The 20,113-nt window shown below is 49.3% G+C and carries 22 protein-coding genes; 13 read left to right on the plus strand and 9 right to left on the minus strand.

Translation table 11 applies throughout. From position 1 onward, the window contains the following. Positions 1-55 precede the first annotated feature (55 nt). From D3D03_RS03805 to D3D03_RS03815, 3 genes are all read left to right on the plus strand, one after another. Positions 56-1,048 (plus strand): FecCD family ABC transporter permease, encoded by a 993-nt coding sequence (locus D3D03_RS03805; RefSeq protein ID WP_119922816.1) that lies wholly within the window; start codon positions 56-58, stop codon positions 1,046-1,048. Continuing rightward, positions 1,049-2,032, plus strand: a complete 984-nt coding sequence (locus tag D3D03_RS03810; RefSeq protein WP_119922817.1) for a FecCD family ABC transporter permease — start codon at positions 1,049-1,051, stop codon at positions 2,030-2,032. A 180-nt stretch (positions 2,033-2,212) separates the two neighbouring features. Further along, a complete protein-coding gene (locus tag D3D03_RS03815) occupies positions 2,213-3,166 on the plus strand; it encodes a sensor domain-containing diguanylate cyclase (RefSeq protein ID WP_119922818.1) in 954 nt (317 codons plus the stop codon). A gap of 92 nt (positions 3,167-3,258) precedes the next feature. Here the strand turns inward: D3D03_RS03815 and D3D03_RS03820 are convergent, their stop codons facing one another. From D3D03_RS03820 to D3D03_RS03840, 5 genes are all read right to left on the minus strand, one after another. After that, positions 3,259-3,639: a VOC family protein gene (locus D3D03_RS03820; protein WP_119922819.1), complete on the minus strand. Its 381-nt coding sequence runs from the start codon at positions 3,637-3,639 to the stop codon at positions 3,259-3,261. A gap of 25 nt (positions 3,640-3,664) precedes the next feature. After that, positions 3,665-4,843 carry an MFS transporter gene (locus D3D03_RS03825; protein WP_119922820.1) on the minus strand — a complete coding sequence of 393 codons (1,179 nt, stop codon included), beginning with the start codon at positions 4,841-4,843 and terminating at the stop codon, positions 3,665-3,667. Then, positions 4,840-5,856, minus strand: a complete 1,017-nt coding sequence (locus D3D03_RS03830) for an ROK family transcriptional regulator (RefSeq protein ID WP_119922821.1) — start codon at positions 5,854-5,856, stop codon at positions 4,840-4,842. The genes D3D03_RS03825 and D3D03_RS03830 overlap by 4 nt, the downstream gene beginning before the upstream one ends. Before the next feature lie 196 nt (positions 5,857-6,052). Continuing rightward, a complete protein-coding gene (chbG, locus tag D3D03_RS03835; RefSeq protein WP_119922822.1) occupies positions 6,053-6,757 on the minus strand; it encodes a chitin disaccharide deacetylase in 705 nt (234 codons plus the stop codon). After that, positions 6,754-7,488, minus strand: a complete 735-nt coding sequence (locus tag D3D03_RS03840) for a GntR family transcriptional regulator (protein ID WP_026833099.1) — start codon at positions 7,486-7,488, stop codon at positions 6,754-6,756. The genes chbG and D3D03_RS03840 overlap by 4 nt, the downstream gene beginning before the upstream one ends. A 188-nt stretch (positions 7,489-7,676) precedes the next feature. On the opposite strand from D3D03_RS03840, the gene D3D03_RS03845 reads away from it, so the two are divergent. The 7 genes from D3D03_RS03845 to D3D03_RS03875 all read left to right on the plus strand — a co-directional run bounded on the left by D3D03_RS03845 (position 7,677) and on the right by D3D03_RS03875 (position 12,820). Next, positions 7,677-9,005 carry a 6-phospho-beta-glucosidase gene (locus D3D03_RS03845; protein WP_119922823.1) on the plus strand — a complete coding sequence of 443 codons (1,329 nt, stop codon included), beginning with the start codon at positions 7,677-7,679 and terminating at the stop codon, positions 9,003-9,005. Then, positions 9,002-10,285: a PTS sugar transporter subunit IIC gene (locus D3D03_RS03850; RefSeq protein ID WP_119922824.1), complete on the plus strand. Its 1,284-nt coding sequence runs from the start codon at positions 9,002-9,004 to the stop codon at positions 10,283-10,285. Before D3D03_RS03845 ends, D3D03_RS03850 begins: the two co-directional genes overlap by 4 nt. After that, positions 10,285-10,614, plus strand: coding sequence for a PTS sugar transporter subunit IIA (locus tag D3D03_RS03855; protein WP_071500674.1), 330 nt, complete (start codon positions 10,285-10,287; stop codon positions 10,612-10,614). The genes D3D03_RS03850 and D3D03_RS03855 overlap by 1 nt, the downstream gene beginning before the upstream one ends. Continuing rightward, positions 10,611-10,919 carry a PTS sugar transporter subunit IIB gene (locus D3D03_RS03860; RefSeq protein WP_119922825.1) on the plus strand — a complete coding sequence of 103 codons (309 nt, stop codon included), beginning with the start codon at positions 10,611-10,613 and terminating at the stop codon, positions 10,917-10,919. The genes D3D03_RS03855 and D3D03_RS03860 overlap by 4 nt, the downstream gene beginning before the upstream one ends. Before the next feature lie 170 nt (positions 10,920-11,089). Then, entirely contained in the window at positions 11,090-11,752 is a 663-nt protein-coding gene (locus D3D03_RS03865) for a Type 1 glutamine amidotransferase-like domain-containing protein (protein ID WP_119922826.1), read from the plus strand. A 13-nt stretch (positions 11,753-11,765) separates the two neighbouring features. After that, entirely contained in the window at positions 11,766-12,353 is a 588-nt protein-coding gene (locus D3D03_RS03870; RefSeq protein WP_119923096.1) for a YdeI/OmpD-associated family protein, read from the plus strand. Then, on the plus strand, positions 12,350-12,820 hold the full coding sequence (locus D3D03_RS03875) for an NUDIX hydrolase (protein ID WP_119922827.1): 471 nt from the start codon (positions 12,350-12,352) through the stop codon (positions 12,818-12,820). Before D3D03_RS03870 ends, D3D03_RS03875 begins: the two co-directional genes overlap by 4 nt. A 91-nt stretch (positions 12,821-12,911) precedes the next feature. Here D3D03_RS03875 and D3D03_RS03880 read toward each other — a convergent pair whose 3' ends face one another. Next, positions 12,912-13,955: a Fic family protein gene (locus D3D03_RS03880; RefSeq protein WP_233550632.1), complete on the minus strand. Its 1,044-nt coding sequence runs from the start codon at positions 13,953-13,955 to the stop codon at positions 12,912-12,914. Positions 13,956-14,348: 393 nt separating this feature from the next. Here D3D03_RS03880 and tnpB point away from each other — a divergent pair, with 393 nt between their 5' ends. After that, entirely contained in the window at positions 14,349-15,521 is a 1,173-nt protein-coding gene (tnpB, locus tag D3D03_RS03885; protein WP_119923097.1) for an IS200/IS605 family element RNA-guided endonuclease TnpB, read from the plus strand. Between the two features lie 28 nt (positions 15,522-15,549). On the opposite strand, the gene D3D03_RS16960 is transcribed toward tnpB, so the two are convergent. Both D3D03_RS16960 and cls read right to left on the minus strand, forming a co-directional pair. Continuing rightward, entirely contained in the window at positions 15,550-15,675 is a 126-nt protein-coding gene (locus tag D3D03_RS16960) for a hypothetical protein (protein WP_255415505.1), read from the minus strand. A 130-nt stretch (positions 15,676-15,805) separates the two neighbouring features. Beyond that, positions 15,806-17,245, minus strand: coding sequence for a cardiolipin synthase (gene cls, locus D3D03_RS03890; protein WP_119922829.1), 1,440 nt, complete (start codon positions 17,243-17,245; stop codon positions 15,806-15,808). Between the two features lie 54 nt (positions 17,246-17,299). Between cls and D3D03_RS03895 the strand changes: the two genes are divergently transcribed. Then, entirely contained in the window at positions 17,300-17,866 is a 567-nt protein-coding gene (locus D3D03_RS03895; RefSeq protein ID WP_119922830.1) for a DedA family protein, read from the plus strand. On the opposite strand, the gene D3D03_RS03900 is transcribed toward D3D03_RS03895, so the two are convergent. Next, positions 17,816-18,958, minus strand: coding sequence for an AI-2E family transporter (locus D3D03_RS03900; protein ID WP_119922831.1), 1,143 nt, complete (start codon positions 18,956-18,958; stop codon positions 17,816-17,818). The two genes, D3D03_RS03895 and D3D03_RS03900, sit on opposite strands and share 51 nt — an antisense overlap. A 224-nt stretch (positions 18,959-19,182) precedes the next feature. Here D3D03_RS03900 and D3D03_RS03905 point away from each other — a divergent pair, with 224 nt between their 5' ends. After that, the gene (locus D3D03_RS03905) at positions 19,183-20,103 is read left to right on the plus strand and encodes a cation efflux transmembrane domain-containing protein (protein WP_158583681.1); all 921 of its coding nucleotides are present in this window, start codon (positions 19,183-19,185) and stop codon (positions 20,101-20,103) included. The last annotated feature ends 10 nt before the right edge of the window (positions 20,104-20,113 follow it).

Genomic DNA, 20,113 nt, shown 5'->3' on the forward strand with positions numbered 1-20,113 from the left:
ACGACAGCCAAAGCCAGAGCAATCTGGCTTTTGTTGATGAAAGGAGGATCAGTGGATGATCCGACACACACGATTGATCCGCTTGCTCGTCGTACTCCTTGTCTTGATCGGACTCGGGTCCTACCTCAGTCTGTTTCTCGGTGTCACGACGATTCAACCGCTCGAAGCCATTCGGGAATGGTCATCCGGCAACTTGTCGAAAGAGACACTGGTCTTGACGACAATCCGCTTGCCGCGGTTGTTACTCGGTTTATTACTCGGGGCAAACTTAGCCGTCGCCGGTGCCTTGATGCAGGCGGTCACACGTAATCCGCTGGCTTCACCGCAAGTGTTCGGCGTCAACGCCGGGGCGTCGCTGTTTGTCGTCCTCGCTTTGTTGCTGTTCCCGGCACTCGGAACAGCGAATCTGGTCTATTTCGCCTTTTTTGGTGCAATGATTGGCGGATTACTGGTCTTTTCGTTCGCCTCTGTCCGCGGCATGACGAGTCTGAAACTGGCCCTCGTCGGGATGGCGATCCACTTGTTGCTGACGTCCTTGACGAAAGGGTTGATTTTGTTCAACGACCGCATCACTAATGTTCTGTACTGGTTATCCGGTTCGATCAGTGACAGTGGATGGATCGAAGTACGGTTGATTTTACCCTGGTCAATCATCGGCTTGATCTTAGCCTTCAGCTTGGCCAAGTCGCTGGCGATTTTCCAACTCGGTCAAGATGTCGCCGTCGGACTGGGGCAGAACATCACCCGGATCCGGATGCTGGCAGCCGTCGCTGTTGTGCTGCTGGCCGGGGTGACGGTCGCGGTCGCCGGAGCCATCGGCTTCATCGGTCTGATGGTCCCGCATATCGTCCGGCGGTTGGTCGGTGAGGATTACCGCTATGTCTTAACGATTTCGGCATTGTGCGGCGGTCTGTTGCTGACATACGCTGATGTCCTCGCCCGGTTCATCGCCTATCCGTATGAATCACCGGTCGGAATCGTGACCGCATTACTCGGAGCGCCGTTCTTTTTATATCTAGCGAAACGGCAGACAAGGGGGATTGCCTAAATGAACAGACTCCGTCAAAAACCATGGCTCGGTCTAGCCCTCATGTCACTCCTTGTCACCGTGCTCAGTTTCCTGTTGCTTGGTATCGGTTCCGTGTTTCTGAAGCCGGGTGAAATCGTTGCGGCTCTTCAAGGAGACGGCGCCGGTTCCTTCATCGTCTGGAACTACCGTTTGCCACGGACGCTCCTCGCGTTTCTCGCCGGCGGTTGTTTCGCCTTGTCCGGTGTCTTGTTACAGGCGATCATCCGCAATCCGCTTGTCTCGCCCGATGTCATCGGGGTGACAAACGGGGCCGCCTTGTTTGCCGTCTTGACGATTGCCTTGATTCCCGACGGTCCGCTTGTCTTGACACCGCTTGCCGCCTTAATAGGAGCAACGCTTGTGATGGTCGCGTTGATGCTGCTGGCGGATCACGGGAAACTGCAAAACAGTTCCTTTGCCTTGCTCGGCATCGCCGTCAGTGCGATCTGTGCATCGGGAACGGAATATCTGTTGATTAAATTTCCGCTCCAGACCAATGATTCGCTGGTTTGGCTCGCCGGCAGCTTGTTCGGCAAAGGGTGGACGGAAGTGTACGTCCTGGCACCGGTCTTCCTGTTGCTTGGACTCGTCATCTGGTCCGGTCACCGGCAACTCGACATCTTATCGCTCAGTGAAGACGCGGCGATTGGTCTCGGGTTACGGATGAAGGGAACACGGTATGTGTTCCTCGCCCTTGCCGTCGCCTTGGCGGGTGTCGCGGTCGCGATGGTCGGATCAATCGGCTTTCTTGGTCTAGTCGCCCCGCATATGGCACGACGCTTGATTGGACACCGGCATCACCTGTTGATTCCGATGGCTGTGCTCGTTGGTGGTGGACTGCTTGTCGTCGCGGATGCGCTCGGACGCGGTATCCATCCACCGCTTGAGATTCCGGCCGGATTAATTACGGCAATCATCGGTGTGCCGTACTTCCTGTATCTGTTGCGAAAAGAGCGAGCGTGACGCTATCCAATGTAAGAACCCCCAAAACGGTCATATGTGATCCGTTAGGGGGTTCTTTGTTGCAATCCGATTTTCACGCCTATTCTGTCTCGTCATCCTTTTTATGGTAAAATGACTTTATAACTTGCATTTTACGACGCAAATGGAGTATTTGAAAACTATGACATGTCGAGGTGCCGAATGACCATACAATTTGAAGAATTGAAGATGTATACAAAATTTGACGATTTAGCGGATGATTTACCGGATTTGGCTAAAGAAATTCTGCCGGAACAGCTGTTTTATTTATCCGCCATCGATGATGCCGAGCAATTGATTTTGAAACTCTCGGATGAGCAGACCAGTATGCGAGTTGCAGAAGGCATGGTCATCGATTTGAACCATTCCCTATGCAACCGAATCGATTTTACAACCAATCAACCGCTTGTGTATGAAGATGTAACAAAAGAGCCGATTCTCGCTGATATGAGGGGAGTCTTGAAAGAGGCAAACGTCCAGTCTTATTTAGGGATTCCGATTTCGCTGACGAACGGTGAAAAATTCGGAACGTTATGTGCCATCAATGATGAAGCCAGTCTGTTTGAAGGCAAAAGCATCAAATTGTTACAACGGATCGTTCGTCTGTTCTCATATTATTTAGAACTGGAACGGTTCGTCTGGCGTGATCCATTGACCGATCTCTACAACAGACGGTATTTAATGAATCGCTTCGATACGCAACCTCGGGAGGCGGGAGCGCTCTTTTTCCTTGATTTGGACGGTTTCAAGCAAGTGAACGATGTGCATGGGCATGACGCGGGTGATGTGGTGTTACTTGAAGTGGCAAGACGTCTGCAAAGACTGATTGCAGGACAAAAAGCAGCGTGCGCCGTCCGGTTGGGGGGAGATGAGTTCGTGCTCCACTTTTCTTACGGCATCAGTCAGGAAGCAGTGCTTCGTCAAGCAGACGAAGTCCTTGCCTGTCTGAGCCAGTGGGACGAATATGAATTGTCGACGAGTATCGGGATCGTTTCGTATACGGCACAGGAAACCAGTTTGAAAAATCTCCTGCGGCAGGCCGATATCGCGTTATACGAGGCCAAGTCGTCCGGCAAGAACAGGTACAAGGTGTTTGAGGTACAACAAGAAAAATAACCGATTGACCTTCAGGACAGATCAAAAACACCATCCGTCTGCACGCCCGCTTCGCGAGAAGGGCGTCAGACAGGTGGTGTTTTTGTGTGGCGTCAGACGGTCAGTTCAATCGTCAGCCCTTCCGGATCGAGGAAGACACTTTCATAATACCCGTCTCCCGTCATACGGGGACCGTCGAGGCGGGTGTAGCCGTCTTGTTCGAGTCGGTTCGTCAACTGATCGACGGCGAACCGGCTGCCGAGTGAAAAGGCAATATGCGCATAACCAAATCGGTCGCGCGGCGCCTCGTGGTCGATATCCGTCCGGTGCATCAACTCAAGCCGGGCTCCTGATTTAAAGTGTAGGAAATAAGACGAAAACCCTTTTGTCGGATTATGGTACAAGTCATTGGCTTGAGCCTCAAAATACGTTTCATAAAAGGTTCTCATTCGTTCGAGATCCTTGACCCAGAGGGCAATATGTTCAATTTTCATGAGAGTAAACTCCTTCTCTGAAGAATTAGGAAGCGCGGGACAACGCCCGTTTGGCAAGAACACGATTGAGACGTTCGGAACAGAGCAACAGGAACAAAATCATCAGGAATCCTGTGACCGGGAACAGCTGCAACGTCAAGAGCGAGGCAAGGACACCGAACAAGGGCGGTAAAAACGTACTGCCGCTGTAAGCGAACGCCATCTGAATCCCCATCAAGCGTTTTGCCGCATCCCGTCCGAACCGGACCGGTGTCTCATGTAACATCGCCGGATAAATCGGAGCTAGTCCAAGTCCAATCAAAATGAAACCGGTCAACATCAAACCATCCAGCGGCAGGAAAAACAACAGACTGCCGACTAAGGCGGTTCCTTGTCCTGCCCGGATCAATTGACGGTTCGTCAAACGGAGCGACAAGAAACCACTCAAAAACCGGCCGACCGTGATGCTGCCATAATAGACGGAAATCCAGGTCGCGGCTGTCTGAACCGAAAACGACTTCACTTGGACGAGATAACTGCTGCCCCATAAACCGATCAAGGCTTCCGCGCCGCAATAGAGGACAAATGAAGCGAGTGCGAACGGCAGACCAACCAATCGTTTGGACGCAGTGTCAGTTAATGACAAATCGTCCGGTACGTCCGAGACAGCGACCGGTGCCTGTTTCCAGAGCGGTAGACTGAGAAGGAGCACGAGGGCAAGTCCGAACTGGGTCAGAGCGACGGTCAAATATCCGCTGCGCCATTCGCCGGATTCGCTCATCATCGCCGCCATGATCAACGGCCCGGTCGTTGCGCCGACGCCCCAAAAACAATGCAACCAGTTCATATGATGGGCTTTGTAGCGGGTCGCGACAAAATGATTGAGGGCAGCATCGACGACGCCGGCTCCAAGTCCAAGCGGAATCGAGAGCAGGAACAGCCAGATCAACGACGGAGCGAAATAAAAACCGAGTAAGCTACTCGCCGTGATCGCGGCACAAAACGCTGTGACATGACTCGTCTCGAACCGGTTGAGAATCTTGCCGCTGAACAGGCTCGAGATGATCGTTCCGCCGGCAATCGTCATGAACAACCAACCGGCGACTTCGAGATCGGCACCGAATTCCGTCCGCATGACGGGCCAGGCGACACCGAGCAAAGAGTCCGGTAACCCTAAACTGATGAAGGCAAGATAGATGATGCTGAGTAACAAGATACCACTCATGAAGATGTCCTCCTGTTCGCTGATAAAGGTTGTTCGGTCAGAAGCTGCAAGCCAAGTCGGGTCAAGCCGTTCAGATAATCGCTTTCCCAGTGACTCCGGATCAAAAGCGGGATATGCGCTTCCGGGATATATTCGGCTGTTTTGATTCGGATCTGTTCCAGATCGTGTTCCGTCACTTCCGACCCGTTAAAGATCAACAGATGCGGATTCAGCGTCGCGGCGAACGTCGTCGTCAAGCGGCTGATGGCATCAATCGTCTGGGCGTCTAGAGCGGTTTGCCGCCTGGCGATCGCCTGTCCGAATGTTTTCTTGTCGTATTGCGGAACAACGGAAATTTCACCGGCAAAGTGACTGCTGCCGCGGACGAGCTGTCCGTTGATCAAAATCCCGGAACCGGGACCGTTTTTCCCTAAGTACAAATAAATCAACGACTGTTGACTGCGCTGATGTCCTTCGTGAAATCCAATCACAGCCGCATTCATGTCATTTTCGACGACGACCGGTACATCAAACTGTGATGCGAGCACACCTTTCAAATCGACCTGTTGCAGGGACGGATAATCCGGTGCAAAAAAGACCTGTCCGTTTTCGACGGATGCCGCGACGCCGACACTCAAAAAGTTGATGTGTGGATTCTGTTCAAGCAATCGGTGAATCAAGCGGATTAAAGCCGGAACGTGCGGTTGATTTTTTTCGACCGGTTCCGTGCCAATCGATAGGTTTGTGCCGACGGCATCGAAGATCTGAAAACCGATTGCATCGAGTTCAAGGTAGAGGGCAAGTCCCTCGGCGTATTCCGCCCGGTACTGGTATTGTTTCGCCGGACGTCCGCCATTCGAGAGCTCCGATACCTGTTCATCGATTTCACCGTGTGCGATCAGTAGATCTAAATGCTTTTTGACCGTCGGAAAACTGGCCGACAACACACGACTCAGTTCAGGAATCGTCCGGATCCTTTGAAACAGGATCGCTTGCCGGAGTTGTCTTACTAAATCGGTATTGGTTCCAGCCATAGGTAGTCTCCTTTGCACTTTTTAAAATATTTTAATAAGTAGTCGAATTGAGTGTAGCAAGCAAAGACGCAAATGGCAAATGGTTTTGAAACGATTGGACAACCAACTGATTCTTTTTGAACACAATGAGGGTGGCAGACTTGTGATCTGCCACCCTCGTGTGTAGAAAATGATTTTTGCTTCGCCTTACCATCTATCATCGCGTAAGCGGCGTCATATCGTTCGGTAACGTGAGGGCAGTCAATAGGGCAAGCTCCTTTTCGCGGTAATCCGTATAAGAACTGACGTCTTGAAGATCGGCATCGACATAAGCTGGGTGAACCATGATTTCGACCGATTCGGCATCAAGTGAACGCAGTTCCTCCCATAAATCCAGATAAATCCCTGCGCCATAAAAACCGGTATACAACGTTTTGGTCAGCGCATGTTCGGGATGGTCTTCAAGTGTTGAAACAAATCGGACCGGGACATCGTAACGACGCGCCAATTCTAACACGACCTCCTGCAACGGTTCCCAGCCGTGGATGTGGTGGTGGCTGTCGATATGATGCAGCGGCAGACCGGTTGCCAAAAAAGCATCGATTTGGGCAGACCATTCCGTCAAGACATCCTCTGTAGCCGGTGGGGTCTGTTCCGTGTACTGGTTTGTAAAGCGGAACTGACCGGACGCATCTGTTAATGTCGTGGTGGTCGTCGTCAATGGTCGTCCGTAAGACAGCACAAGGTGAATCCCGACTTTCAGTTCCGGGAATCGTTTCGCTTGTTGCACGGCATAGGGGACGGACCGTCCATTCATCATCATCGTCGTTGCATGCACGATTCCGCTTTGATGTGCTTGAATGATGCCGTCTGTTATGCCCTGTGTTAATCCGAAATCATCGGCATTGATGAGAATGTTCATAAGGCGTCACCCGCAGCATAATGCCGTTCGATGACGAAGTTCGTCTTGTCGCCTCTGAAATAAGAGCGGGAATACTCAATTGGCTCACCGTCCTTGTTCTCCGCAACGGTTTCAATATAGAAACACGGCATGCCGAGCTCACAATCTAAATGGGCACTGATGCGTTCATCTGCCAACGTGATTTCAAGGGATTCGGTTGTTTTGGCGACGGAAATCGAAAACGTTTCGCGGAGTGTCGTGTAGAGAGAGTGTTCCGCTTGTTTTTTTGTGATGCCTGGCGCAATGTGCCAGGGGATATAGGAAATTTCATATTGTGTCGGTTCGTCATTGGCCCGGCGAATCCGCTCGATTCGTTGAATCGGATCATTGAGCGTGACATGCAATTTTGCGACGATTGCCGCATTTGCCGGAACGACTGTTAAATCGACGGCCGCAACATGCCCCCGTTTTCCTTGCACGGCAAGTTGTTCGGTATAGGTGTCCGGTGTATCGGATAAGGTTTGGCGTACTTTTTGATCGGCGACGAACGTCCCTTTCCCTTGCTGACGAATCAAATACCCTTCGAGGGTGAGCTGATTCAAGGCAGCACGAACCGTCGTCCGGCTGACATCAAAGTCTTCACAAAGCTCATATTCGGTCGGTAATTGTTGACCGGCTTGATAGAGTCCCGATTTGATGCGATCTAACAATTCTTCTTTGATATAAGAATGTAGCGATTGGTTGGTTTCCATGACGGACCTTCCTTCACGAGTTTTCTTTTATTGTACCGATAACAAACAACTGAATGCAAATGTTATAACAAGTTGAATGTATTTGTATTGATACATTTTAAATTTGTATTTACATTTGTTCTTTTTGTATGATACATTACAAACAAGAAAAAGAGGAAGCGGTTACAAAAAAACGGGAGGTTGTTATCATGGGGATCAAAGTCGTCATCATCGGAGGTGGATCAAGTTATACACCTGAATTAATCGAAGGGTTCATCAAACGGTATGAATCCTTTCCGGTTTCTGAAATCGTCTTATGTGACATTGAATCCGGAACGGACAAGTTGGACATCATTACCCGGCTTGCGGAGCGGATGCTGCGCCGGTCCGGCTTACCAATTCGTTTAAGCGCCACCTTGAATCGGCGCCACGCACTGGAAGGAGCAGACTTCGTATCCACACAAATCCGCGTCGGAGGGTTGGAAGCACGGGCACTCGATGAACGGATTCCTTTGAAACACGGTTTTATCGGTCAGGAAACGAATGGCGCGGGCGGGATTTTCAAAGCATTCCGGACGATTCCCGTCCTGCTCGAGCTGTCGAAAGAGATGCACGAAATCTGTCCCAATGCCTGGCTGATTAACTTTACGAATCCGGCCGGCATCGTGACGGAAGCGTTATTGAAGCACGGTCCGCATCAAAAAGTCATCGGCGTCTGCAACATTCCGTTTAACATGCGGAACTCGACTGCCGAAGTCTTACACGTCGATGTCAAGCGCGTCTCGATCGAGTTTATCGGTTTAAACCATTTCGTCTTTGGACGCCGGGTCTTTGTCGACGGAAGCGACCGAACAGAAGAGGTGATGCAGCGACTGATGTCGAAACAGCTTGATTTTTCACCGGCGAATATCGTCAGTCTTGGTTGGTCCGATGCCTTCTTGCAAGCCGTCAACATGTTGCCGAATCCTTACCACCAGTACTATTTCCAAACCGCCGAGACGCTCGAGAAGGACCTCGCCGCCTACAACACGAACGGCACCCGGGCCGAGATTGTCCAGGAAGTCGAACGGACATTGTTCGAAGCCTATCAGGATGAACAGTTGGACGAAAAACCGGCTGAACTCGAATTACGCGGTGGCGCGTATTACAGTGATGCTGCCTGTTCCCTGATGGATTCGATTTACAACAACCGCGGAGACATCCAGACCGTCAATACATTAAACCGCGGGGCGATTTCCGACTTACCGGTCGATGCCGTCATCGAAGTCAACGCCGTCATTACGAAAGACGGTCCGCTCCCGATTGCGGTGGGACCATTACCATTATCCGTCAAAGGATTGATTTTGCAGATGAAGCAGATGGAAGAACTGACGATTCAAGCCGCATTAAGCGGATCAACCAAAGACGCTTACTTAGCCTTTTTGATGAATCCATTGATTCAAGATGAAAAGCGGGCGCAACCGCTACTCGAGGAGATGTTGCTTGCGCATGCAGCATGGTTACCACAATTTCAATCCAAGGAGGCGCAACGGACATGAATAAATTCATTGAAATCGCAGGAAGAATCGGGGCCCAACGCCATCTCGTCGCGATACGGGATGGATTCGTCGCCATTATGCCCCTGATCATCGTCGGGTCTCTCGCGATACTGATCAATAACTTCCCCGCCATCGGCAGTCTTGATTTCGTCGGTTGGATGAACGGGCTGTTTGGAGAAGGAAACTGGCAAGGGTTAGGGGGGAACATCTGGAACGGATCGTTTGCGATTTTAGGATTGCTGGTGGCTTTTTCGATCGCCTACAGCCTGGCTAAAAGTTACGATGTCGATCCGTTGTCGGCAGGGTTGATTTCCGTCGCCTCCTATATCATTCTTGTTCCGGTCACGAAAGACTGGGGACTCAGTTTTGCCTGGCTCGGCGCGCAAGGACTATTCGTCGCCATCATTCTTTCTCTTTTAACGACCGAGCTGTTTCGCATCTTACTGAAAACACGGTTGACGATCTCGATGCCGGATGGGGTTCCGGATGGTGTCGTCCGCTCGTTCCAAGCATTGATTCCGGCAACGTTGATTTTGATCCTCGTCGGCGGATTCCAATTATTTATGACACTCGCCATTGAATCAAGCCTGTTTGAAGTCATCTTCAACAGTATCCAAAAACCGTTACAAGGGTTTGGAGACACACTTCCGGCTGCGATTGCAATTGCCTTTTTAAATCATATTCTCTGGTTCTTCGGCTTACATGGGACAAACATCATCGGAGCCGTCATCGAACCGATTTATCTGCCGTTGATTCAGCAGAACTTGGAAGCATTCCAAGCGGGGGCTTCTGCTTACGACGTCCCGAATACGGTAACGAAACCTTTCCTCGACTCCTTCGTATTCATAGGGGGTTCCGGTACGACACTTGCTCTTCTCTTTGCCATTTTCTTTGTCATCCGTGAACAGAAAAATCATCCCTACCGCGAAGTCGCCAAGTTATCGACACCCGCTGGATTATTCAACATCAACGAACCGGTAATTTTCGGCTTACCGATCGTCTTGAACCCGATCATGTTGATTCCATTCATCTTGGTGCCGGTCACATTGACGATCGTGTCCTATGTCGCGTTGTCGACTGGACTGGTTCCAAAAACCGTCGCGATTTTACCGTGGACGACACCGCCTTTAATCAGTGGCTATCTCGTGACAGGCGGGAGTTGGCGCGGAATCGCACTACAAGTCGTCAACTTGACGCTCGCGACAGCGATTTATGTCCCGTTCGTCGCAGCAGGTGTCCGGGCGATGAAAAAACAAACAGAAGGGAAGATGGCAAGCTGATGACAGAAGAACTGCAGATCCTATCGTTTACGATGATTCTTCATGCAGGTAATGCCCGTTCGGCAGCAATGGAATCCATTCAGGCTGCTAAAAAAGGAGACCTCTCGTTGGCACAAACCAAACTGGAAGAAGCCAATCAAGAAAGTCTACAGGCGCATCGTGCCCAAACGACCTTACTGCAGGACGAAGCAAAAGGGCTTGAAACGCCGTTATCGATTCTATTGATTCATGCCCAAGACCATTTGATGACAGCGATGACGGTCAGAGATTTAGCTGTCGAGATGGTCGAACTGTATACGCGACTCACACGATTGGAGGAAAAATCATGAACATTTTACTCGTTTGCTCGGCCGGTATGTCGACATCCATCTTAGTTCGGAAAATGCGTGAACAAGCTGTGGCAAAAGCTCTTGATGTGACGATCGAAGCCATTCCCGAAAGTGAATTATCGCATCATCTGGATCAGACGGATGTGATTTTAATCGGACCACAAGTCCGGTATTTAGAAACAAAGATTCGCCAAGTAGCAGAACCAAAAGGGGTTCGCGTCGCGATCATCAATCAGATGGCGTATGGTCTGATGAAAGGGGACTTGGTCCTCGAACAGGCTCAATCCTTATTAACAGAAGCATGATTATCTCCACGTCAGTAAGTAAAGCCGGTCTATTCTGCCGATTTTACTTGCTGACGTTTTTTGTCTGAACATGAATCGTTTGAGCAACAGGAACAGGATAAACATGAAATGTGAAGAAGTAAATAGAATCGTAAATCGCTTCACCATTCAATCCGGAAAGAAGGGTTCTTATGAAAGTATTGCTGACTTCAGGCGGCATTCAAAATGACAGTCAACGTCGTGCACTCGTCGATCTACTCGGAAAACCGATTGCGGAAGCACATGCACTCTGTATTCCGACGGCCGTTTACGGAATGAAGGAAGGGCCGTACCATGCTTATTCATTCATCACAGGAACCGGTTCAACACCGATGTGTGAATTAGGATTTCAGTCGATGGGAGTTCTCGAATTGACGGCACTACCGAGTCTGGATGAATCACTCTGGGTACCGCTTGTCGAACAGGCCGATGTGCTGTTGGTGAATGGCGGAGATCCCCTATTTTTAAACTACTGGATGAAAAAGTCTGGACTGGCCACACGTTTACCAACGTTAAAAGCGGTTTACGTCGGGTTAAGTGCCGGTAGTATGGTGCTTACGCCGCGGATTGGTCAGGCGTTCGTGGAGTGGACACCGCCTGATACAACGTCGGATGAAACCCTGGGATTGGTTGATTTTTCGATTTTTCCGCACCTTGATCACGAACTGTTACCGGAAAATACATTGGACGAAGCCGTCAAATGGGCGGCTGATCTCAAGGGACCATCCTATGCGATTGATGATCAAACGGCGATTCAGGTTGTTGATGGTGTAGTGGAAGTGATTTCAGAAGGTCACTGGAAACGATTTGATTGAAACGGAGGAATTCATGGACATCACAACACAATTACATGTCGAACGAATCGAAGAGTGGCGCAATTGGTTGGAAAGTAACCATTTAACAGAGAACGAGATTTGGCTCGTCTTCTATAAAAGGGATGCGGGTGACTACCAGCTGGATTATATCGAGACGGTTGAGGAAGCGCTTTGTTTTGGCTGGATTGACGGAATCAGCAAAAAGATGGATGACTCAACAAAAGCCCAACGCTTTACGCCGCGCCGTAAAAACAGTCACTGGACGGAACTGAACAAGGAACGGGTCCGTCGTTTGACGGCACTCGGAAAGATGCACGAACAGGGAATAAAGGTATTGCCGAATTTAGAGACACCGTTCGAAATCGATGAAGCGATTCTCGAGGAACTAAAAAAAGACGCAGCAACCTATCAGTTTTTTAAGACGTTGCCCGATTTGTATATCCGGGTCCGGATCAGTTACATTCAGGAATACAAACCCGGTAGTCCGGAATATGAAAAACGCTTGGCCAACTTTTTGAAATACACGGCACAAGGAAAAATGCTCGGACGATGGGACGACGGCGGGAAATTAACGGGAAACTATAGGAGAGACGACCGATGATATCTGATGAAAAGAAGAGACCGACTTTTGGTGTGAAATTGAAAGGGCGGCACTACCAGTACAAACAGAGTGTCTATGGTGTGGCATACGATCAACGACAGCAGACATTTTTAACTGTCGAGACCAAATGGAACAATCTTTTGTTGCCGGGTGGGGGAATCGAGCGGGGAGAAACACCGGAGCAAGCACTTCACAGGGAGCTGCTTGAAGAGACCGGATTTTCGATTCAAATCGATGCGCCAATCGGCCGTTCCGAGCAGTACGTGGTGATACCGGACGGGAAAGCGATTCTCAACGACGCGTTCTTTTTTAAAATGACGTTACATGAACGGATACAAACAGCAGTCGAAGGGGACCACCGTTTGGTCTGGTGTAGTTTTTATAAAATCGATGATCTGTTTCATGACCATCAGTCCTGGGCGGTCAGGGAAGGGTTACAGTGTAAGGGAGAACACCTCTTATTCTAATATCTATAAAAAGCATCAGGTATTCGGGATTGTCACGTATACTCGATGCTTTTTCGTTTTTGGAATCCTATGACGAGTTGGAAGAACAAGGTTATCTTTTGCTCCATTTTGCTCCACGTCCACGTCCTGATGGTTTAATGAGTCCTTCATCCCGAAGTTCACGCAAAATTCGATTAATCGTTGCCTCGCTGACATCAGGACAGGCGTTTCGGACATCTGCTTTATTGAACGGTGTAATGCGGCTTTCGACATATTGACGAATTCGTCCCGACTTGTTTTGATTGCCGGTCGTAATCAGTCCGACGCGCTCCTCCAGTTCTTTATACGCGGCAAGGATTGTACTCAACAGGTAGTTGATCCATGGGAAAGGATCCTGCTGATTCTGATGCCAGTGGATAGAAGACAGTCGAAGCGATTCATAGTAGTCTTCCTTACGCGATTCGACAATCTTTTCCAGACTGATGTACCGTCCAACCTCGAAACCTTCCTGGTAAAGCATTAATAGCGTTAATAAGCGTGACATCCGACCATTTCCATCATTGAATGGATGAATCGACAAGAAATCTAGTACGAAGAGGCTCGTCAAGATAAGTGGATCGACGTCTTCTTGTTGCCGCCTGTCACGCAGACCATCGCATAATGCTTGAACTGAGGCAGGTGTCTCGAATGCCGGCACCGGAATGAAGCGTGTCCGTCGTGTCCCGTCAGGAAACGTCTCGCTGATTTCGTTATCGACATTTTTCCAACGACCACCTTCGATGGGAACGAATTTATAAAGTTCCTTATGAAGTTGTAACAATACGTTTGCATTGATTGGAATATCTTGTGCCGAAGCATGTATCAAATTCAAGACATCGCGATAACCGGCAATCTCTGCCTCGGAACGGTCGGCAGGATCGGCTGATTTCGACATGATGGTATGGAGGCGGCTTTCTGTAACGACAATTCCTTCAATTGCGTTCGATGCTTTTGTCGACTGAATGACAGCGACGTCTCGTAACGTATCTAGAATTTGAGGAGCTTGTTGTTTATATAAATCTTGCTTTCCTTTATATTCATTGATCCGGCTGATCAAACGGACTGTTTCCATCGGTAGTGCAATGGTATTTAAATAACTGTACGTATAGTTTCTCACAGATAGCGCCTCTTTCATTAATAGACTCATTGATAGATAAACATGTTCATTTATTAGAGAAATGAGTATGTTTAATTAAATTATAACGTATCTAAACGTGTTCAAAAAGAATAAACATACTCATTTTATGGTGAAATGAGTATGTTTATTAAAAAATGAACTAATTAATATGGATTTAAAACGGTTAAACATACTCAAAATCATGCAAAATGAATATGTTTATCTATCAATGAGTCAATTAATGAGTGAAATTCGGTTTGTCCGTTACCGCTCATATTCACGAAGTTTATCAAAATTAGGCGAGAATACGCCCACTTCTAAACGAAGTGAAAGTGGGAGATGAATCGCCAACCTGCTTTGCGGGTATATTCCCTTTGAAGGAGGTGAAAAATGGTGTTGAAACACAAGGCCTACAAATTCAGAATCTATCCGACAAAAGAGCAGGAAATTCTGATTGCGAAGACGATTGGGTGTTCGCGTTTCGTCTTCAATCACTTCTTGGCGAAGTGGGATGAAACGTACAAGACCACTGGAAAAGGACTGTCCTATGGTTCTTGTTCCAAAGAACTTCCTGTGTTGAAGCAGGAGTTCGACTGGTTGAAGGAAGTGGATAGTACATCTGTTCAAATCAGCGTCAAACACCTTGCCGATGCATTTGATCGCTTCTTCAAGAAACAGAACGAACGCCCTCGATTCAAGTCGAAGCGCCATCCCGTTCAGTCGTACAAGACCAACATCCAAGGCAGAAACCAGCTTCCTGAAGTCTCGATTGTCGGAAAAAAGCTCAAACTTCCGAAGCTGAAATGGGTGCGTTTCGCCCATTCGAAACAATTCACAGGCCGTATCTTGAACGCCACGATCCGACGCACATTTTCAGGCAAATACTTCGTCTCCCTGCTCGTCGAGCAGGAGATCCACGAACTGCCGAAGACCGGTTCATCCGTCGGCGTCGACGTCGGACTCAAGAACTTCGCCATCCTGTCGGACGGCACGGTGTACAAGAACGACCGTTACTTCCGTACGCTCGAGAAGAAACTGGCGCGCGAACAGCGTAAGCTCTCCCGCCGTCAACGCATCGCCTTGAACAAGAAAGTCACGCTGTCCGAGGCGAGGAACTATCAGAAGCAGAAGCGGAAGGTCGCCCGCATCCACGAGAAGATCGCCAACAAGCGCACCGACTTCCTGCATAAGGTATCGACCGAGATCGTCAAAAACCACGACGTCATCGGGATCGAGACCTTGCAAGTGAAGAACATGCAGAAGAATCGCAAGTTAAGCAAGGCCATTTCGGACGTCAGTTGGTCGGCGTTCTTCCGCATGCTGGAGTACAAGGCAGGATGGTACGGGAAGATTGTCGTGAAGGTCGGGAAGACCTTTGCTTCCAGTCAACTGTGCTCCAGTTGCGGCCATCAACACAAAGACGTGAAACATCTCAGCTTGCGTGAATGGACATGCCCGAGTTGCGGCATCCATCACGATCGAGATGTGAATGCAGGACTGAATCTCAAACAAGAAGCCGAACGTATCTTAGCTTCTTCAACCGTCGGGACGACGGGGTTAGCCTGATCAGGTTTCGACCGTTAGGTCGGATCACTCAGGAATCCTTCACCTCTAAGTGAAGCGTAGGTGGAGGTAGTTCAACCTCTAAAATCCGCAACCGTTTATGCATATTATAGAAAATCGGCAAAAACGCTACTGTCACAATCAGCAAAATCCCCATATCCATCCTCCTTTTCATTGCTAAATAGTCAAGAATTAAAATGATTTCAAAAAGTATTATTTCATAATTTTTACCATTTTCACAAGGTCTCTTTTTAAGTGAAGTTCTTCAATTCATAACCGAGCAAGTTTTATAAAATCGGCGACAACAGCCGCGAGATACTTTCCTTAAAGCGGATCATCCGCGGACGGGCAGCATATTTTTCCCGGGTCAACAAGGCACTGTCGGCAACATCGGACAAAAAGAGCAGCTCCAGTTCTTCCGCAATCGTCGCATCGTACAAAATCGCATTCATCTCGAAGTTCAACCGGAAACTCCGGGCGTCGATGTTCGTCGTCCCGACCGAGGCGATTTTCCCGTCGACGACAATCGTCTTCGCATGCATGAAGCCGATCTCATACGTGTAAACTTCGGCTCCGTGTTGAATCAATTCGCCGACTGCCGCATATGTCGCCCAGTAGACAAAGGGATGATCCGGCTGGTTCGGAATCATGATTTTGAGGGAGACACCGGAAGCCAAGGCAATCCGGCAGGCATCCATGAAGCTGGCATCCGGAATAAAGTAGGGCGACTGGATGTAGATTGATTTTTCCGCCGTATGAATCATCTGAATCAGCATGTTTTTCAAATATTCCGTTTCCGACGTTGGACCGGACGTCACGATCTGAACCGGTATCCGATCCGTCGCGACTTCAAGCGGTGGAATCGGGGCGGTCGACCAGTCCGTCCGCTCGTTGCTTGCAGCATCCCAGTCCTGTTCGAAATGGAACTCGAGTTCTTCGACGACGGGACCGAGGACACGGAGGTGTGTATCCCGCCAGTAGCCGAAGTGTTCGTCTTCTCCGAGGTATTCCGATCCGACGTTAAAGCCGCCGATATACCCGATTTGCCGGTCGATCGTACAGAGTTTCCGGTGATTTCGGTTGTTGATCCGCAGGTTTAAGATACCGAGCGGCGAAGAGAAGAAGGAGCGGACTTCACCGCCGTCTTGTTTGAACGCCGCGAAGTCCTTCGCTTTTAGTTTCCACGAGCCGACGGCGTCATACAGAATCCGGACTTTGACGCCGCGTTTTGCCTGTTCAAACAAAGCGTTCAGTAGACGGTCGCCGAGCGGATCGCGCTTTAAAATGAAGTATTGAATGTTGATTTCGACTTGGGCGCTCTGTATGTCAGCGAGCAACGTATCAAATTTTTGATGACCGTCGAACAGCGTCCGGACATCGGTCGCTTCCGTCAACAGGGCTCCTGACGAGCGGTTCGCTTGAATCAACTTCCGGTACGGGTAGAGCGGTGCTTCACGGGGGACTTCGTCGTTCGCTTGCACCGAAAGCTCTTCTTCGCGCGCCAACCGGCGTGCTTCCGGTACGTGATAAAACGTCTCCTGTTTCAACGACCGGCCAAACAATAAGTAAAGCAAAAAGCCGATGACAGGTAAGAAAAAGAGAATCATCAGCCAGGCCCAGGTGGCACTGACGTCACGCCGTTCGAAAAACAGGATGGCGATTGCCGCAGCGACGTTGGCAAACAGGACAACATAGAGCAAAACCGGCAAGATTAGGGTATAGTCCATCAATACGAACACCTCGTTTTCAGAAAGAATGATTTCGATGGGAGGGAAGACAGCATGTTTTCGGAATGGATCCGGTTCATCTCGAGTATCTTGTTCATCCCGATTTCGGATGATTTGTTGGTCATCCGCCAAATCAGCAGCTGGTTACGCCAGGATCAAGCACTCATCCTGATTTTTTTATCCGTCTGGTCCGCCTGTTTCGTGTGTTTTAATCTGTTTTACGGCATTCCCCGTATTTTTCGCGAACTTCCCTTCTTTCAAAAGTTATTGACCAATAAACATCTTGCGAAAGCCGAAGTGATTCTCCAGGAGAAAGGAACGGTCGCCATTGCCGTGTCGTTTTTCCTACCGGGTGTCCGTCGTCCGATTCATTATATGGCAGGACTGCTCGCCTATCCGTTTCGCCCCTACGTGCTCGTGACGTTAGCCGGAACCGGCATCTATGCGTTGCTGTGGACGATTCTCGTCAACCGTCTCGGCGCTTATGGTCTGTTAAACCGCTTTTCGACATGGTGGGCGACCCATAGCGGTGTCATCTTGTTGCCCGGATTACTGATCCTGTCTTGCTTGTTAGGTTGGATCTTCCGGGACACGATCCGGAACTGGTTTGTCCGTCCGTAACGCCATTTTCCGGAGTTGTGCGAGTTTAATGATGTTGAGCACCGTGACCTTCGCGACAGCGTAAAACGGGACGGCCAGCAACATACCGAGAATTCCCGCCAGTTGACCGGCGACGAGCAGGACGACCGTAATCGTAATCGGATGTACTTTCAAGGATTTTCCCTGAACGAGCGGGGAGATGACATTGGCATCAAGTTGCTGAACGATCGTGATGCCGATGATGACATATAAGCCTTTGATCGGTTCATCCAAGAAGCCGATCAGGACAGCCGGCGCTGCACCGAGGAACGGTCCGAGGTACGGGATGATATTCGTCGCGAAGATGAACAGACCAAGCGGTAAGAAGTACGGGACATCGAGCCACCACAAGACGAGTGTCGCGAGACTCCCGACAAATGTACAGACGATCAGTTGCGCCCGGACGTAAGAGCGGATCGTCCCGTTCATGTCTTTTAAAATCAGCAGGGCTTCCTTGCGGTAACTGATCGGGATGAACTGGACCAGCGCATTCGGTAATTTTTTTCCGTCGACCAACATGAAGACGTATAAAAAAAGTGCGATGAATAACGTGAAAACGGTCGAGGCAATCAACTGAATCAGCCAAAGCACGGAACCGGCAATCGAGGAAAAGACGTTTCCGAGGAGTGCGGTCGCGCTTTTCATCGAACTTTCGACCGATGAAAACTGGCTCTCGAGTGACGGAATCGACGTCCCGTATTTGGCGTAAAGCGACAGGGATTGTGTGTACAGACGTTCAGCAAAACCGGGTACGGCACTGATGAATGCAAACAGCTGTTTCGTGATCAGCGGAAATAACGTCAAAAGGAATACGATGACGAGTACAAGCAATAAAAGCAAGACGATAAAAATCGCCAGTTTTCGCGACCGGAGACGACGTTCGAGTGAATCGACGAAACCGACGGAGAGGTAAAATAAAATCCCGGCGATGATGAACGGGGTGAAGATCGTCGTGAACAGGACGAGTAACGGATAAAAGAGAAAGTCGACCTGTCGTGCCATATAGATGATGCCAAGTACAAGCAAGATGAACAGACCGATACGAAAGGAACGATTGGAAATCAATCCGGACAAGGCAATCTCCTCCCTCGAAAATAAGTGGCATGTTGTATCCTTTCCCCGAAACTGCTGGAAATAGCGTGAAAATTCTGAAAGATATGTGCTTTTTCACATTTAATTGTTATTTGCTTCAAAAATGGGGTAATCATAAACTAACTTGAATTTGTTGTTTAGACACGTGTCATGCCGTCATCGTTCAGCAGACCTGAAAGCCACTTCCGTCATGGGAGGTGAAGCGGTTGGCGCAAGTAAAAGATCCGGTCATCGAAGACCGTTTGTTGCAACATTCCATCTTTAGTTCTCTTTTCTTATCAGTGTTTGGCATTGCTGCCGGATTCCTTCTTTCTTCCTCCTTTGTTCTGTTTGACGGACTTTATGCTTTACTGAGTGTCGTCTTAAGTGTTTTTTCGCTTCGAGGTGGTCGGTTCATCACCGTCAAGGATGATGTCCACTTCCCGTTTGGCAAAGAATCATTGGAACCCATTCTTGTTTTCTTTCAATATCTCATCGTCTTTCTCCTACTTATTTACGCATTTGTCGCTGCCATCGACACGATTCGGTCGGGTGGTGATCCGGTCGAACTGGGATTTGTCATCGGCTATCTGACAATCAGTGCCTTGATTGCGCTTATCGTATACCGCCATCTGAAGCAACTTAATCGGTCCGCACGCTCGATTTTAGCGACAGCGGAAGTCGAACAGTGGCGTCTGACCGTCATCATGGGAATCGGTGCAGTCGCCGGTTACGGAATCGCCGGAATGGCGATTTGGTTATCTTTTGAAAACGTCGCTCGGTACGTCGATCCGGTCATGCTGATGCTGATCGTCTTGTTTCTGATTCGTTATCCGGTCAAGGAGATGGTTCAAGCGATGCGGGAAATGCTGGGGATGTCGACGAGTGAACGGTTGATGATCGACATCAAACAGAGTGTCGCTAAAATCGTCGATGAATACGAAGTTGACGATATGTACCTCCGGATTTCCAAAACAGGCAGTCTGATTTTCATCGAAATTGATCTGATTGTGGCCAAAAACTACCGCTACGATTCGATTCTGGAACAAGATTTGATACGTGAACAAATCGACGCGGCACTTGAGTGGTTGCCGCAAACCAAGTGGCTCACCGTCGCGTTTACGGCTAATCGTAAATGGGCGGAATGAATAGGAGGGA

Source organism: Exiguobacterium sp. RIT452 (assembly GCF_003598705.1).
Taxonomy (GTDB): domain Bacteria; phylum Bacillota; class Bacilli; order Exiguobacteriales; family Exiguobacteriaceae; genus Exiguobacterium_A; species Exiguobacterium_A undae.

Coding starts and splice junctions, on each gene's coding strand:
- D3D03_RS03860 (WP_119922825.1), top strand. CDS start 10,611: ATGAACATTTTACTCGTTTGCTCGGCCGGTATGTCGACATCCATCTTA.
- D3D03_RS03815 (WP_119922818.1), top strand. CDS start 2,213: ATGACCATACAATTTGAAGAATTGAAGATGTATACAAAATTTGACGAT.
- D3D03_RS03855 (WP_071500674.1), top strand. CDS start 10,285: ATGACAGAAGAACTGCAGATCCTATCGTTTACGATGATTCTTCATGCA.
- D3D03_RS03830 (WP_119922821.1), bottom strand. CDS start 5,856: ATGGCTGGAACCAATACCGATTTAGTAAGACAACTCCGGCAAGCGATC.
- chbG (WP_119922822.1), bottom strand. CDS start 6,757: ATGAACATTCTCATCAATGCCGATGATTTCGGATTAACACAGGGCATA.
- D3D03_RS03865 (WP_119922826.1), top strand. CDS start 11,090: ATGAAAGTATTGCTGACTTCAGGCGGCATTCAAAATGACAGTCAACGT.
- cls (WP_119922829.1), bottom strand. CDS start 17,245: ATGGACTATACCCTAATCTTGCCGGTTTTGCTCTATGTTGTCCTGTTT.
- D3D03_RS03840 (WP_026833099.1), bottom strand. CDS start 7,488: ATGGAAACCAACCAATCGCTACATTCTTATATCAAAGAAGAATTGTTA.
- D3D03_RS16960 (WP_255415505.1), bottom strand. CDS start 15,675: ATGGGGATTTTGCTGATTGTGACAGTAGCGTTTTTGCCGATTTTCTAT.
- D3D03_RS03875 (WP_119922827.1), top strand. CDS start 12,350: ATGATATCTGATGAAAAGAAGAGACCGACTTTTGGTGTGAAATTGAAA.
- D3D03_RS03850 (WP_119922824.1), top strand. CDS start 9,002: ATGAATAAATTCATTGAAATCGCAGGAAGAATCGGGGCCCAACGCCAT.
- D3D03_RS03870 (WP_119923096.1), top strand. CDS start 11,766: ATGGACATCACAACACAATTACATGTCGAACGAATCGAAGAGTGGCGC.
- D3D03_RS03820 (WP_119922819.1), bottom strand. CDS start 3,639: ATGAAAATTGAACATATTGCCCTCTGGGTCAAGGATCTCGAACGAATG.
- D3D03_RS03825 (WP_119922820.1), bottom strand. CDS start 4,843: ATGAGTGGTATCTTGTTACTCAGCATCATCTATCTTGCCTTCATCAGT.
- D3D03_RS03810 (WP_119922817.1), top strand. CDS start 1,049: ATGAACAGACTCCGTCAAAAACCATGGCTCGGTCTAGCCCTCATGTCA.
- D3D03_RS03845 (WP_119922823.1), top strand. CDS start 7,677: ATGGGGATCAAAGTCGTCATCATCGGAGGTGGATCAAGTTATACACCT.
- D3D03_RS03805 (WP_119922816.1), top strand. CDS start 56: ATGATCCGACACACACGATTGATCCGCTTGCTCGTCGTACTCCTTGTC.
- D3D03_RS03895 (WP_119922830.1), top strand. CDS start 17,300: ATGTTTTCGGAATGGATCCGGTTCATCTCGAGTATCTTGTTCATCCCG.